The organism is Pirellulaceae bacterium (genome assembly GCA_019636385.1).
GTDB lineage: Bacteria > Planctomycetota > Planctomycetia > Pirellulales > Pirellulaceae > Aureliella.
Genome location: JAHBXT010000004.1, coordinates 609,929 through 625,400 on the forward strand (window position 1 = coordinate 609,929; position 15,472 = coordinate 625,400).

Consider the following 15,472-nt stretch of genomic DNA (forward strand, 5'->3'; position numbering starts at 1 on the left):
ACACATGGCGGTAGGCGGCAATTCACGGCCCATCGCGATTGGTTCGGCTGACGATGGCCCGCCAAGCACATCATGGGATGATTATGACGAACGACTACCTCTGGCAAAGCTGGCAAGTTTCCATAGAAATCAAACCAGGTGAAATGGACCGGAGCATCTAGGATCGGCCAGTGAAATGGAAGCAATACACGGGCTAATGCAAGGAACACAGCCATGAACCAAAATCTCAATCTACCACCCGGTCCCAGCGGTCGATGGCTGCCGACCTTGAGGTTTGTTCGTCAGCCACGCAAGTTGCTGGAAGCATGGCGAGACCAGTATGGCGATCCCTTCTTGTTTCATGCACTCAATGGCCCGGTGGTGGTCACTGGTCGCGAAGAATTGATTCGGGAAATATACGGTCAAGACCCCGATATCTACGACCGATTCGCTGAGCAAACGACCGTACCGCTGTTGGGAACCGGCTCGATTTTTGCCATGGCAGGCAGTCCCCATCGGCGCGAACGGCGATTGTTGATGCCGATGTTTCATGGCGATCGCATGCGAGCCTACGGGACCAACATGTGCCAGCAAGCGGTTGAGCAGGCTGAAGCTGCCTGTAGAACGGGACGTGTTGAGATACTACCGCTAATGACCAATATCTCGTTTGGCGTTATCGTGCAGAACATCATCGGCGGAACCAGTGGCCATGATCTTCAGCGTCTAGTGCAAGCGTCTCGACGAGTAGTTGAGTCCATGCATCCGTTGTTGTTTTTTTCTCGGCGAACTCACCGGTCGTTCTTCGGACTCAGCCCCTGGGACCGCTTTTGCAGTGCAAGAGATGAGTTGTACCAACACATCGACAATATCATTGCCAGTCGTCGTACCGCTGAGGCGCAATCTCACGACGACATACTGTCGTTGCTGTGCAGTGCGACCTATGAAGACGGTCAGCCGATGAGCCAACAGCACATACGCGATGAGCTGATGACCTTCATATTCGCCGGTCACGAGACTACCGCCTTGTCACTGACGTGGGCCATGTACCATGTGCATCACCACCCAGAAGTGCTGAATCAATTACAGCAGGAGTTGCGGCAGACGGGTGAAGAGCCAACGCAGCTCGTGACAGCACCGTATTTGAAAGCCTGTATCCAGGAGACGCTACGCGTTCATCCGATTATTACTGAGACGTTGCGCAAGTTGCGACAGCCGATGGAGCTGGGCCAGTTTTGCGTGCCTGCCGGTTACGCCGTCGCTCCGGCCACCGTGCTGGCTCATTACAATCCCGACGTGTTTGAACAGCCCGATCAATTTCGACCCCAACGGTTTATTGACCGCTCGTACTCACCTTTTACCTATATGCCTTTTGGCGGTGGACATCGCCGCTGTGTGGGCGCCGCCTTTGCAAGCTACGAAATGGCCATGGTGTTAGGCAGTCTGCTCAAACACTTCCGCTTTGAGCTTGTCGAAACCGCTCCCGTTCAGCCGGTACGCAGAAACGTAACGATGGGGCCGGGAAGTAACGTGCCAATGCGGATTTCGGCTCTGTGAGTTTCACATGAGTGAACTGGCCGAATGCGGTTGCTCTCGCCAGAGAGTGGGAATTGACGCCGGTCCACAGGCTGGCGATGGCAGCAACGAAGACGAGCACCTTACACCGCTTGCAGCGTAAATACCGAAATCTCGGGACGGCAGTTGAAGCGCATTTGATGGGTGTATCCTAAGCCACGCGTAATGAACAATTGCCGATTGGGAGCCAACTCAAAAAAACCAGATGTGTAACGACGATTAAATACCGGCAAGATCGGTGGCGGCAAAAACGGCGGCTTGCATTGTCCTCCATGCGTGTGCCCAGCTAGCACTATGCCCTGCAGCCCGCTCCAGTCGTGAATATCACAGGTGTCCGGATTATGGCACAGACAGATGGTCGGCAGATCGGGTCGCGCTTGCTGCAACAGCGGCTGCGGCTGGGAATTTGGCGACCAATAGTCCTCAAAACCCAAGAAATGTAGCCCATCCAAATCCAACCACTGATTCCGCAAAACTTGAATTTCCCGTTGCTTCGCAGTTTCGGTTACAAAATCGGCAACGGCCTGCTCCGACCAACGACGACCAAAATCGTGATTGCCTAAGCACCCCAGCGTAGCGATTTTTGCAGGCTTCAACTGTTTCAATACCCGCTGCAGGTCACCGCTTAGCTCTGCGTGATAATCCACGAAGTCACCGGTAATAACTAAAACATCCGGCTCCAATTCGTTGACCTGTTGCATCGCTCCTTGCAGATAGTCGATGGACACGCGACCAACGTGCAGGTCGGATATTTGAACCAGTCGCTTTCCATGCCAGTGGCTGGGGAGGCTAACCAGTGGCAGCCGATAGTGTTGAACAGTCAGCCAGTGCGGCTCGAGCATCACGGTCCAGGCGCCAATACCCACACCGCCCAGCGTGCAGCCGCCCGCTACCTTAAGCCATTTGCGGCGCGAGAGCGCCTTGCCTGTTGCACTTTGATTCATGCGTGAGAGTCTATCAGAACTGCTAGTTTGTCCAGCCTTGATCGGCGTTTAGACGGTTCGAAGATCAGAGCTTACCGAGGTATCAAACCATACTAATTCAAACTTTCTTGGTGGCGCAGCCAGTATTGCGAGCATTCTACTGATTGTAACGAGCGCTTCGGCTGGTGCTTGTAGTTGTCATTGGTTGTCGCAGAGACATCGAGCCAATGGAACCGTACCAATTCGCGAATATGTCGGTGGCTACCGGTTCGGCGAACTGCGTTGCCTTGGGAAAACTAGGGGCAATCCACTTGGAATGGTTCAAAACAGCGTATGATATAAGCTTGGCGACGGCCGGCCAACGTTAGTCCCACGCGAATTCAACTGACAGCAGCTAGCCCAGGGAATCGACTAACCCCAGGACAGAATGACGAGGTGCAAGATGAAGAATTTGGAATTGGCGGTTGCGTTGTTGGCCGTGGTGCTGCTTGGGTGGGTGGTCACGCCGGCTCAAGGTCAGGACTCAGCGGGACGCGGACAGCTGGCCGAATCGCGCGCCCAGGATATTCAGTTGCAACTACGCATACTCAGAGGCCTGCTGTCGGAAATGGGTTTGGGGCATCCGAAAGTACAGGAGCAGATACGCCGCGTCAAATACTTGGAAGAAGACCTGCGGTTTGAGCTAACCATTCGCCAGCGAATTGCGGCGCGTTTTGCCGTGCAGGAAGAGTCGCTAGGTGATCAATTCAAGCAGCGCTCGCAAAACTACTCTGAACGACAAACGACCTACGATCAGCAATTCGGTCCTGTACTGACCAACCTGGAGACCCTGCAGGTGCTGGAGAAGGATTGCCTGCAAGAACTGCAGCGAATCGACTGGGACTTGGCGTCGGAACGCGCTATCCTGGAATCGTCCAAACAAGAAACAGTACCTTCTCCACCGCCGGCCGCTACGAGCACTAAGCCCGTCAAGCCAGCCAGTAGTCCCTCAACCAGCGGCGGTTCGTCTGCTAGTCAATCCGACACCGTGGCCAAGCCTCAGTCGCCATCCACCGCCGCCGCACTGCGCATTAAAAGCCTTGAAGCGCGGCGCGAGGTTGTGATGGCTCACATTGAATCTCTCATCAAGCAGCGCGGACCCGCTCGCGAGCTTCAGAAAATTCATGCAGACTTAACTAAGACCGAGCAGCAAATCGGTGATGTTCAGGCATTGCGAATTCAGTACGAAGCCAAACAGCTCGAATATCAGACATTGTTAGACTTGGTCCGTGAGACCATCGGCACGGTTCAGGTCAAGGACAAAAAACTGGACTGATCAGCTCTGCCAGTACATCGACTCCGGTGGCCCCTGGTAAACAACTTGCATTTGCGGTGTCGCGATCGGAACTTGGCCGGCGTGCAGCGAATCGACTCCGCCAATCACCATTCCCGAAGTCAGCAGAGTCCGCTCGACGGGATAGATGGTTTTGCCGTGCACGATCATCTGCTCAACGTGATAAGACAACGGGTTGAAGAAGTCGGCGGTCGTCGAGCTTTGCCCGGGCATCGGCAACATCATTTGGCAGCCGATGATCTGGCCGTTGTCAGCACGCATGCCTGCGTAGTTAAAATCGCGAATTCCCGTCATAAAGATGGCGGTATGGAATCCGTCGCGATGCTCGATGAAATAACCAATAGTATCTGGCAACGACCGTTTGGCCCATTGGAAACTTAAGCGCTCCGTGGGATATCCTGTCTCCACCGGCAAATTGTGGCTGCGACTGAGAGCTGACAAGAACAATTGCTGAGTCACATCGCGCTGCGACAGCAAGTCCCACAACTGCTCTCCGCGAACTGCATGCACCGAGCTGATACCGACCTCGCCACCGCGACGGCGTTCGGACATGCACTGAGCCGTCTCCAGCGCGTGAAAATCATAGCTGTCTACGCCACCGTAGGCTACGCAAACGCTTTCCCGTAGTGGCACATCAAAGGGCATGTCGATCGAAGGCAAGCGCCAGGTCACTGGCAACGACGAACCCGCATAAAAGGGGAATCCCAGTCTGCGCGAATCTTCCACCATCTCCACACACTCGTCCCACTCGGTAGACAAGTGCTTGTCGTTGAACACCGGCACGCTGCGGCCGCTGTCTTCAAAGACACGTACCATCTCTTTGAACCACGCGTAACGCGGATATCGAGTTTGACCTTTCTCGTTGCGCGGGTAGTCGCCGTGCTCGCCGATAATCAACACGCCATCGACGGCCAGCTTCGAGCCGCCCAAGGTCAAGGCTTCGGCAATCGAAGAATACTGCGTGAGTCCGTATTTTTCCAGTCGTTGGCGGCCGATATCCCTGTCACTAAATTGATCGATATACACCGCCGCCAGCTCGGCAGCCGGATCACGCCAGTGTCCGCCCATCATGTATCCAGCCGCAAAGCGATCCAGAAAGTGCTGCGCGTGTGAGTGTGTAAATACTGTGGTACCTAAGAATGCTATCTTCTTGCGCGGACCAGCAGCATGGGCGGTAAGTGCAGAGAGAGCGCCTGCGGCAGCGATTCCGTGCACGAATCGTCTACGATTGAGTAACTTCATATCATCCCTCCCAACTAGAACCATCCCACTGAATCATCCGCCGGAGCATATGTTGAACGCCTCGAGCAAAGTTGCTCAACAAGAATTCGCCCTTATCGGCATTGGCGGCGCGTGGCCAGCCGATGTGACCAGGTTGTGAGCGTTCTGTGGTAGTCCAAGCTCGCGTGGCTGGTCGAAATGGATTGCCCGGCTCGATGGTCTCCGCCGCCGCATAATTGCCGACCAATTGCGGTGCGATGCACAGCATCATTGAGGTTTCCCACTCGCAGGCGTGGCCCATCTCGGACTGAACGAGTTTCTGCTGGCTCATCTCCTGCTCGTCAGCCAAGGACCAGTAGGTACTGAACAACAGGAGTAAGTCTCGTCGCTGCCGGTACTGTTGACGCAACTCAAATGTCGCCTGCTTGCCGGGAATGTCGTTGCCACCGTGGCCGTTGAGCATCAAGATGCGGCGAAATCCGTGCTGTACAGCATTATCCAATAGCCCGACCAGCATGTCCAAATAGGCGCGAGGAGGGCTGGAAATCGTTCCTGGAAAATCCAGGTGATGATGCGAATTGCCCAGCCACATCAGCGGTGCAATGACGACTTGGTCACGCATGGCTTGCTCTGTTCGGCGCACGATCTCGCCCAACAACATGCTGTCGGTGAACAGCGGCAGATGATGTCCATGCTGCTCCATGGCAGCAATTGGAATCACCAGCGGCGTGTCCTTGGACAAACTGGCCACAGCGGGCCAAGCCATCTCTTGTAGCAACATCGGTACCTGCTTTCAGATCGCTGGTTCGGCGTCTTGCCGACAATTCGTGCTTCATCCAATCTTGATGATAGAGTATTGAGTCATTGTAGAAGGATTGTGGAAAAACGCTGGTGAGCAATAGGGATGCTGCGAAATTCCTTAGCAAAACGTGGGGAGCTGAGCACTTGGGGACACTTGCTCTACACTAGCCTTTCAAGAAGGGATTATAGCGACGCTCCTCACCAATGGTCGTCTGTGGACCGTGACCAGATAACACCAACGTATCGTCGGGCAATGTGAATAGCTTTTCAGTAATGCTTTTGATCAGAAGCGGTAGCGATCCGCCGGGCAGATCGGTTCGGCCAATACTACCGGCAAATAACGCGTCACCGGCGATAACCACCGGCGCGGACGCATACTGACTGCGACCCGACTCATGCAACTGAACTTGCTGGACATCAAAATACAGCGACAGATGATCGGGTGCGTGCCCCGGAGTAAACAGAACGTTGGCGCTATAGCCACCTACGGCAAAGACATCGCCATCATCCAAAGTCACATCGGGGTCGGGAACGTCCTGGTACTCGCGCCCCGTCAGCCCGAACATGTGCGCCTGCGCCCGAATGCTGCCGCGCAATATTGACTCTCGATGCGCATACAACGGCACAGGTAGCGAAAATTCTTGTCGGGCGAGTTGTAGACAATAAGCAGCTCCACCGGCGTGATCGATGTGAGCATGTGTCAAAAGTACATTCAGTTGTTGGGGCTCGAGCTGGCGCACCTGCGCCATGATCCGCTCGATTTCACCACCTGGATCGACAATGGTCACCCAGTTGGTATCGGGGTCATGCAGGACTCTGGCGTTCTGCGCAAAGGGCGTGACCGGGATGGTATAGATATTCAGCACGGCAGCAAGTCAGTTGTTCAACGAGTTACAAGATGGGTCGCGCCACACGAGAATCCGCGCTGGCCGGAAGTGCCTGTAGTGTACGCTAGTCAACAGAGCGCTGGGTAGGGGCCTACAGACCCAATTCTTTGAGAGTCGGCTCCAGCGCCTCAGCCCACACTCGATAGGCGGCTGGACTCAAATGCAACAAATCGGGCATGATCTGACTGCTAATTGTTCCGTCGGGCTGAAGAAACGCTGAACTGAGATCTCGATAGTAAACTCGCTGACCATCGTGCATTCGCTGTAAATACTGGTTGATCGCTACGTTGTTCAAACGCGCCAGATCCCACGGTCCTCCACCACGCGGGAACACACCCAGCAAGACGACTTTGGTGTCTGGTCGCTGCTGGGCCAAAGTGTGAAGAATTGCGCGAACCCCTTGGGCAACTTGGCCAGGATCTTGCATCACATGCCCAGTGTTGTTTGTACCGATCATCAACACGGCGACTTTGGGTTTCATCTTTCCGAGGTTGCCGTGCGTGAGTCGCCACAAGACATGCTCGGTACGATCGCCGCTAACTCCCAAATTAACAGCTCGGCGCGGCTGATAAAACTCTTGCCAGGTATCGCGACCTTCGCTCTCCCAGCCCTGCGTGATCGAATCGCCGATGAATATCAACCGAACATCTTCGGACTGCGCGTTGTGACTGAGTTGCTCTGTGCGTTGCTTCCACCAGCCTTCGTCGCCGCGACTAGCAGGAATCGCAGCCGAATTTACGTCGTACAGTTGTCGCAGATCATGATAGCGTCTCTTCATGCCGATTAAGATGTCCGCGTAGGCAGGGTCGGCATGGAGGCTACGCATTTCGTCAGGATCCAGCTGTAGATCAAACAAGTTCCACTCAGACGTGCGCGGGAAGTACATCAATTTGTAACGGTCGCTACGCACACCATCATGAATGGGCACATTGTGAACAGCGTCGTTTTCATAGTAGGCGTAGTAGATAGCATCGCGCCAGCCCGATGGCGCCCGGCCTGCATTCTCCAATATTGGCGCAAAACTGACACCCTGCATGTCGTCAGGTATCGCACAGCCGGCTAATGACAGAAAGGTGGGAGCGAAGTCAATGTTTTGAACCAGAGCGGTGCTTGCCACTCCCGGATGAATCTTGCCCGGCCAGCGCATCATTAGCGGCATTTCCAGCGATTGTTCAAACATCCAGCGCTTGTCATACCAGCCATGTTCACCCAAGTAGAATCCTTGATCCGAAGAGTATACCACCAGTGTATTCTCGGCTTGTCCCGACTGCTCCAAATATTCCAGCAGACGACCGACGCTTTCGTCTACAGCTTGAATACAGCGCAAGTAGTCTTGAATATAGCGTTGATATTTCCAGGACAGCACCTGGGCGTCGGTCAATTGGCCAGTGCTCAAGCGCTCCAGGAACGCCTTGTTCTCCGGTTCGTAGTGCGCGTCCCACAACTCTCGTTGCTGTGGATTCATCCGTCGATATTCGCCATTCTCCATACCGGCCACGAAATGCTGCGAGAATTGGGGTGGGCCATGAAACTTCATGTCATGGCTCCAATGAAAGTGATGCTTGATCGTCATCTCGTTTTCTGCCAGCAGCTTGGATCTGCCCGAGTAATCGTCGTGCAGCGTGCTGGGTTCGGGAACATCACGATACAAATCGAAATGCCGAGGATGCGGCGCCCAATTGCGATGTGGTGCTTTATGTTGGCACATCAGCAAAAACGGCTTATTGGGATCGCGAGCCTTGAGCCACTCGATCGACTTGTCAGTAATGATGTCCGTACAGTAACCTTCAAAACGACGCTTGCTGCCATCCATTTGCAAAAAATCAGGGTTGTAATAGTGCCCTTGACCGGGCAGTACTTCCCAGTAATCAAAGCCGGTAGGATCAGTCTCCAGGTGCCATTTGCCGATTACAGCCGTTTGATAGCCGGCCTGGTGTAGCAGCTTGGGCAAAGTGACTTGCGAAGCGTCGAATCGGTTTCCGTTGCGCAAGAACCCGTTTGCGTGGCTGTGCTTACCGGTCAAGATACAAGCGCGTGACGGGCCGCACAGTGAGTTCGCGCAGAAGGCTCGACGAAACAAGACACCCTCTGTGGCTAGCCGATCTAGGTTCGGTGTCTGATTCAGTGATGAACCATAAGCCGATATCGCTCGTGTGGCATGGTCGTCCGAAAAGATGAACAAAATATTGGGCTGCCGATCGGCCGCTTGAAGGCTTGCACCCGCCCAGACATAAAACAGCCAGACACAAACGCAACCTATTCGTACAGCTCGACGTTGACCCCGGGGGATTCGCGGAAAAAAGCGTACTGAGTTCATGACTTCACCAGTTGTCGAGCTCATGTGACCAACACCAAGAATGCCGATCGAATCGAATGCGACTCAAGCTGAACCAGCGGCAATCTTGGGCCCAATGTAGCTCAGCCAATGTCGCAGTTCAACAACCGACTCGGATATTTACCACTAAGACTCGAAGACACAAAGAATTCTACAGAGATCAACCGCCGATCGCCTTGGATTGCCAGAACGCCTATTCGCGACCGCCTTGCCTTCGTGTCTTGGTGCCTTGGTGGTAGCCCAAATTCTTGGCAGGCCGCTGCAATCGGCGGGTTGTAACGACAACCTTGGAAACTATGATGACGGTTTGCTGAGTTTACTTACTGAAGATTGTGGGATTTCCGAGACGAGGCAGCCGTGGAGAGAATGTTTCGGGTAACTATTCTCATCCTAGCCCCTTGGCGATCGGCTGGAGATATTGGCTTGCGCTCGAACCCAGCACGCAGTTAGTGGCTGCCAGCGGAGTACGTATTATCGAGCATTGTATAACCAGGCGCGGATACGAGCGGAGAATCAATTCGATTGGCCGCCAGCCATTGACTTGTTGGATGAATTCATCGCCGCTGCACCGGAAAGCGAAACGCTGTATACTGCCGCCAACGTTTGGTGGCGAACAGCGCAGCACTAGTGCAGATGGATCGTCTGGACGAAGCTCGTCAGGTCTACCAGCAGTGCTTACGGCTGGACCCCAAATTCGATCAGGCTCAGCAAGCATTGAACGAATGAGACAAGCAAATGCTTACAAGACTTCAGAATGAGGAGTGACGTCGATCATGTGGCTGGTTATTCGATCCTTGGCTGCTTCTGTGGCGACCGCGTGTCTACTGTGCCCGTTAGCTGTTGCCGGCCAGCCGACGGATTGGCTTAATTGGCGTGGCCCCAACGCTCAGGGCAGCATCCTGCAGGGCAATTTTCCTACTCAGTTCAACGCTGACAGCTATACGTGGCGCGCCGAACTACCTGGCAAAGGCTGCTCGACACCCATCGTTGTCAACCAGCACATCATGGTAACGGCACCGATGGATGGCCACGATGGCCTGTTGTGTTTTGACATTCACGGCAACCAGCAATGGCATCAGCGGTTTGGCCCGGAAGATCCAGGCAAACATCGCAATGGATCGGGCAGCAATTGTTCGCCGGTCAGCGACGGTGCCGCCGTGTTCGCCTACTTCAAAAGCGGAACGCTGGCCGCCGTTGAGATGAACGGCAGTCTGAGATGGCAACAGAACATTGTGGACCAGTACGGCAAAGAAAACATGTTCTGGGACTATGGGAGTTCGCCGGTACTAACCGAGCGATACGTCGTCTTAGTGCGGATGCACGATGGCGACTCATGGATCGCAGCGTTCGATAAGGCCGATGGCCGCTTGGTGTGGAAGCAGGAGCGCAATTACAAGACGCCGGTCGAATGTGATCAGTGTTACACAACACCATTGGTATTGCAGCACGCTGGCCAAGAAGCGTTGCTCACTTGGGGTGCCGAACACATCACCATCCATGCCGCCGCCGATGGGAGATTGTTGTGGTCCTGTGGCAATTTCAATCCTGAAGGCCACAAGCTATGGCCGGCCATTGCCTCGCCAGTGGTCGCCGACGGGCATGTGGTGATTGCTTACGGGCGCAACGACCGTGGCTTGCCTCTATTGTTTGGTGTGTCGCTGTCTGGCAACGGTAATGTGACAGCTACCAATCATGCTTGGAGTCGAAACGATGTGGGAACGTTTGTGCCTACGCCACTGGTTGGCAATCAACAGATTATCGTTGTCGGCGATCAAGGTGAGGTTGAATGTTTAAGCCCATCCACTGGCAAGACCGTATGGAAGCAGCAACTACCCAAGCACCGAAACAAGTTTTATGCTTCGCCCTTGCTAGCCGGCCACAGGCTGTACGCACCGCGCGAAGATGGCGTGGTGTTCGTTGGTGAAATCAAAGACAATGCGTTTCGCTTGCTGGAGCAAAACAACATGGGCCAGTCGATTATCGGTTCGCCAGTACCGCTAGGCAACGGACTGTTGCTCCGCGGTGAGAACCACCTGTTTTACGTGGCGGAAAAGTAAGCAGGCCCAAATCATCCAGACCACCAACAGCCGTCAAACTGCCTGGCGCGAAACGGAAGCCGCCAGGCATCTCGCTATTGGTGGTCTGCAGGCATGGTGGTCTGCAGGCATGGTGGTCTGCAGGTAGATGAGCAGCACGTTAACCGATTACGCCAAACTCTGTTGGCGAGAATACAGGGCTGCCGCAAGCCGAGCTTAACGCATCACAAATTCCACACCAGTGTCTGTACACTGGTGTGGCTTTGCCGGATGTTGCGCTCTGGCTCGCCCAGTCCCACGCTGCATATCTGTAATGTGATTACCTGGCTACTTGGCAGGTTCAGCTGGTTGTGCAGCCGGAGCAGGCTCAGCGGCCTTCTTGGGGGTTGTCAGCTGGCCTTCGAAGCCGATTTCGCCAGTCTGACCACTCAAGTCATACTCAACCGATCCGCTTAACTTGCTGCCGTAAGGACGACCGGAGAATGCGGCCTTGATTTCGTTGCCTTGGAATTCACCGCTGATGCTGAATTTCAGAACGTTGTCTTCGATCTTAACTTCCTTGAGTTCCGACTCCAATCCCGTGTCGGCGTCTTTGTAGAGGCCCTTCAGCTCAGTGCCATCCAGCTTGATTTCTACGGTTGGCTCCAACACAGTATCACCGGCATCGATTTCCAGCTCCCACAAGCCGACCACATCTTCTGCTTGCACGCTGCGCTTGGCCACCCAATCGAATTCCATATCACCTTCGGGGGTCGTAGCGATAACCACTCCGTCGATACTGTCATCTTTGATCTTACCGTCGAATTTGACTTTGATTGCTAGACCCTGAACTTCGATTTCCATATCGACCACAATTTGTTCGCCGTCGATTTTGCCGCCTGCAATTTCTACCGGCTCATCTGAGCGTCCCTTATAGGTACCGGTCAGTGCACCCTCTTTGCCAAGTTGCAATCGCAGCGAGTCTTCAACGATCTGACCCTGTAAGTCGTATTCAAAGCGCCAAGTGCCGGATGGGTCAATCTTCTTGGATGTTCCCTGTGCGGCGGCGTTGGTTACAGCCATGCCAACCAGCAGCAGCGCCAATAGCGAAGTCAGTTTCATAGATGAGCCCTTTTCATTTTTAAGGTGACGAAGATGTAACAGCAATTTCCCAAGATTTTACCAGAATGACCGGCTGATTACAGGCGTTTTCGTGAAGAATTTAGGAACTTATCGCGATGGCCTAATCGGCGAATTTCCTACTGCTTGACACACCGCACCGCAGCCCGCAGGAATTGGCTAGCGTGATGGACGCATTTGTGGACTTCATCCACGTAACCATCGGCGGCAGCCGACCAGGCGCGATTGGTATACCGCTGACCGCTGGCAAATTCAGTCATCACCGCCGAGTAAACCGTGTTGCCGAGGACATTTCGGATCGCCATTCGGCGGTCTGCGAAATCGTCCAGCAGCGGCGTAATTTGCTGGTCGATCAATTCCAACACTTGCTCGCAACTCAAGTTTTCTATCTGACTTGTCAACAAGCCATCGAGCTGATCGGCGCACAACTGCAGTTGGGAGATGGCCGCCTCCAGTCCAGAATTGTGAGCGGTGACATGCCGTTGTTGCTGAGCCCTGCGCAGCCGGAGTGCCACAACTCCGATCGCACCCACGGTCAGACTGACGATGTAGGCAGGCCAATGAATCGTACTCCATGGATCATCCGCAACTTCCAATCGAAAGACCGTCGTGAGAGCGGCTATCAAGAATCCGATCCACAATAGCGCTTGACCAATCACGAGATAGTGCATGGGATAGCTCGACTTGCTGGAAAAATCCATTGAAATACTAACGACTGAAAATTTGCCACATCGCCGAGCCGACGCCCACCAGTGCTTCACCGACGATGAGACCCGCGGCTAGCGGCACGCCAATCGCGAACCCTATTTGCTTACCTAGAAAGCGATCGCTGAGTATCCGCAGAATATTCCCCAACGTGTATGTCAGCACAATTCCGAAAGGCATGTAGAACCCCAATCCAACCAGCACCCCGATACCGCCCAGTCCGCTGAGCGCCAACAACAATCCCAATCCAGCACCTGCGGTGTAGCGAAACACGGGAGCATCGCCGCTCAATATAGACTGAATCGTGGTGGCTAGCGCCGTAGCTTGCGGCGCAGGCAGTGATGGAGAGCCCATACCGCCGTCTTTGCTGGTCGTGTGGAGCAGCATCATCAACCACACGACCAGGATCGGTCCCAGCCATACTCCCATTAACTGCGCGATTTGCTGACGGCGGGGAATGGCACCGATCAAGTAGCCGCTTTTGAGGTCCAACATGATGTCGGACGCCTGCGCAATGGCCAAACAGATGGCGACGCCGATCACCATGGCGACTCGAATCGTCGTCAAGTCATCCGTGCTGGCCTTCATAGCGAAAATCAGCAGTGTAATCGCAATCAGTGTCATACCCGACAGCGGCGACCAATTCGTCCGACCGACGCATTCAGCCACAATAATCGTCGCCACGCAAATCCAACCTACTCCCAGCAGCGCCAGCAGTGCGGATCGCGCCACTGACAATTGGCCATCGCCGACGAACCAGGACAATCCCACCAAGAAAAGACTACACACGACGATGGCTGCGACGAGCAGCCCGAGTGGCAGTTCGTCCTGGCGTGCAACTTCGCCTCCAATGCGCTGCGACGATGACTTCAATGCGGCCACGGCCGCTAAAATCATCGGCAGTGCCCCGATCATGCCACCCAGAGCAGCTCCAATCAACATGCCTATGCCAGTGGGACGGTACAGAGCCACGCGAATCGAATCCGGCTCGGATGCCAACTTGGCAACTTCGGGCTGGGCAAATGCGGACAGCAACGGTGACAGCACAAAGTAGCACAGGAATCCACCGGCACCAAACCAGAAACCGCCCTTGCCCGATAGATATCCGACCCCGATGGTCATGATCGAGACATAGAAGGTAATGTTCAGCATCGCCGGCAACCCCAACTTCTCACCGGCATGCCAATCGAAATGTTCGCTGCCGGTGGCAATCAGCACGCTCAGTTGGCAGACTACCGCCAGCGCAACACCGCCCAACAGCCACTGAGCCTTGCGAACGCCAGCACCCGGACTCTTGAGAATCGTGGCCACTGCGATGCCACCAGGATAGGGCAGTCGATCAAAGTCGATCATTTGTTTACGTAGTGGAATCACAAAGCCGAGACCGACAACACAACCTAAGATGGCTGCCAAGATGATCAGTGGCTGATTGAAGTTGGCTAAATCGGTGAATTGCTCCTGCTTACTGAGAATTAACAGCGCGGGCAGGCTGAACATAATGCCTGCCGAAGCTCCATTGACTGACGATGCCAACGTCTGATTGATGTTATTTTCAACGATACTGGTACGTCGCAGCGCGCCGCGAAGAACTCCCCAACCCAAAATGGCCGCCAGCTCGGATCCCTCGATCGAAAACCCCAGCATCAGCGAAGCGTAGGCCACGGAAATCGTCAGCACCGCACCGATGCTCCAGCCTACGACGATGGCTGTCCAGGTAAATTCCGGATAGGTACCGGAAATGGGTTGTATTCGCGGTCCAGCTTTCATACTCTGCCTCTTGCTTAGCTCACGTCAGGATGGCCAAGATTGTATATTGCCGTATCGCTGCTGGGGCGAATGACCCCACAAGTTCATTAGGCACATGACCGGCTAGCAGCGACTGCCTCAGACAGCGTCCGAGTTGGATTTTCGCCGTCTGGCTACACATAGTTACTGGTATACTCCTGTGGGCAGCTCGCCTGGGCAGCCGGCCGGAGTGGACACTGAACGCGGGAGTCTGAGATTCCTAGAAACCCAGTCGCAGCTCCCGAATCAAACTTTCCCGTCCCTCAAATTCTTCAAGAACCGCTGAATGGCTTGCAAGGTTTTGGGGCTGGCATGGTGTTCCATGCCTTCGCTGTCGATAGTTGCCGTTTCCTGATCGACACCGATGGCGATTAACAGGCCATACATCATGGCGTGGCGGTGCTGTGCGGCGGCGGCCAGCTTTCGTCCGGACGTTGTCAGTTCCAGCGGCCCGTAGGGCTCGGTCAGCACTAGGCCATCGCGCACTAAACGCCCCACCGTCCGATTGACTGTCACGGCACTGACTGAAAAACGTCGTGCCAAATCCACTGCGCGGCACCGCCCCGTTTGCTGGATTGTCTCGTAAATTGCTTCCGCGTAATCTTCCGCGACTTCAATGCTATGATCCGACCGAATCTTGGGGTGCGCTGGGGCTGGACTAGCATCGTCGGCACTTTGAGCGGGACGATTGCGACGTTTACTGGCTGCCACGGCTGGTCTCAACTAGGACGTGAGAGAAGGAATCAATGTCCATCAGTGTGTGGATTATTGATGAA

General features: G+C 54.6%; 12 protein-coding genes. 3 read left to right on the top strand and 9 right to left on the bottom strand.

All coding sequences use genetic code 11. From position 1 onward, the window contains the following. The first annotated feature begins 213 nt into the window (after window positions 1-213). Window positions 214-1,533 carry a cytochrome P450 gene (locus tag KF752_16870; GenBank protein ID MBX3423232.1) on the top strand — a complete coding sequence of 440 codons (1,320 nt, stop codon included), beginning with the start codon at window positions 214-216 and terminating at the stop codon, window positions 1,531-1,533. A 101-nt stretch (window positions 1,534-1,634) separates the two neighbouring features. On the opposite strand, the gene KF752_16875 is transcribed toward KF752_16870, so the two are convergent. Then, window positions 1,635-2,495 carry a metallophosphoesterase gene (locus tag KF752_16875; GenBank protein MBX3423233.1) on the bottom strand — a complete coding sequence of 287 codons (861 nt, stop codon included), beginning with the start codon at window positions 2,493-2,495 and terminating at the stop codon, window positions 1,635-1,637. A gap of 421 nt (window positions 2,496-2,916) precedes the next feature. Here KF752_16875 and KF752_16880 point away from each other — a divergent pair, with 421 nt between their 5' ends. Next, window positions 2,917-3,789 (top strand): hypothetical protein, encoded by an 873-nt coding sequence (locus tag KF752_16880; GenBank protein ID MBX3423234.1) that lies wholly within the window; start codon window positions 2,917-2,919, stop codon window positions 3,787-3,789. Here the strand turns inward: KF752_16880 and KF752_16885 are convergent, their stop codons facing one another. The 4 genes from KF752_16885 to KF752_16900 all read right to left on the bottom strand — a co-directional run bounded on the left by KF752_16885 (window position 3,790) and on the right by KF752_16900 (window position 9,033). Further along, on the bottom strand, window positions 3,790-5,049 hold the full coding sequence (locus tag KF752_16885) for a hypothetical protein (protein ID MBX3423235.1): 1,260 nt from the start codon (window positions 5,047-5,049) through the stop codon (window positions 3,790-3,792). Between the two features lies 1 nt (window position 5,050). After that, window positions 5,051-5,809, bottom strand: a complete 759-nt coding sequence (locus KF752_16890) for a creatininase family protein (protein MBX3423236.1) — start codon at window positions 5,807-5,809, stop codon at window positions 5,051-5,053. 184 nt (window positions 5,810-5,993) lie between these two features. Continuing rightward, window positions 5,994-6,695, bottom strand: coding sequence for an MBL fold metallo-hydrolase (locus tag KF752_16895; GenBank protein ID MBX3423237.1), 702 nt, complete (start codon window positions 6,693-6,695; stop codon window positions 5,994-5,996). Between the two features lie 112 nt (window positions 6,696-6,807). Further along, entirely contained in the window at window positions 6,808-9,033 is a 2,226-nt protein-coding gene (locus KF752_16900) for a sulfatase-like hydrolase/transferase (protein MBX3423238.1), read from the bottom strand. Between the two features lie 791 nt (window positions 9,034-9,824). On the opposite strand from KF752_16900, the gene KF752_16905 reads away from it, so the two are divergent. Further along, on the top strand, window positions 9,825-11,108 hold the full coding sequence (locus tag KF752_16905) for a PQQ-binding-like beta-propeller repeat protein (protein ID MBX3423239.1): 1,284 nt from the start codon (window positions 9,825-9,827) through the stop codon (window positions 11,106-11,108). A gap of 306 nt (window positions 11,109-11,414) precedes the next feature. Here KF752_16905 and KF752_16910 read toward each other — a convergent pair whose 3' ends face one another. The 4 genes from KF752_16910 to KF752_16925 all read right to left on the bottom strand — a co-directional run bounded on the left by KF752_16910 (window position 11,415) and on the right by KF752_16925 (window position 15,407). After that, entirely contained in the window at window positions 11,415-12,188 is a 774-nt protein-coding gene (locus KF752_16910; protein ID MBX3423240.1) for a hypothetical protein, read from the bottom strand. 137 nt (window positions 12,189-12,325) lie between these two features. After that, complete coding sequence (locus tag KF752_16915) at window positions 12,326-12,907, bottom strand: hypothetical protein (protein ID MBX3423241.1); 582 nt, start codon at window positions 12,905-12,907, stop codon at window positions 12,326-12,328. A gap of 7 nt (window positions 12,908-12,914) precedes the next feature. Further along, a complete protein-coding gene (locus KF752_16920; protein MBX3423242.1) occupies window positions 12,915-14,678 on the bottom strand; it encodes an OPT/YSL family transporter in 1,764 nt (587 codons plus the stop codon). Between the two features lie 264 nt (window positions 14,679-14,942). Further along, the gene (locus tag KF752_16925; GenBank protein MBX3423243.1) at window positions 14,943-15,407 is read right to left on the bottom strand and encodes a winged helix-turn-helix transcriptional regulator; all 465 of its coding nucleotides are present in this window, start codon (window positions 15,405-15,407) and stop codon (window positions 14,943-14,945) included. Window positions 15,408-15,472 lie beyond the last annotated feature (65 nt).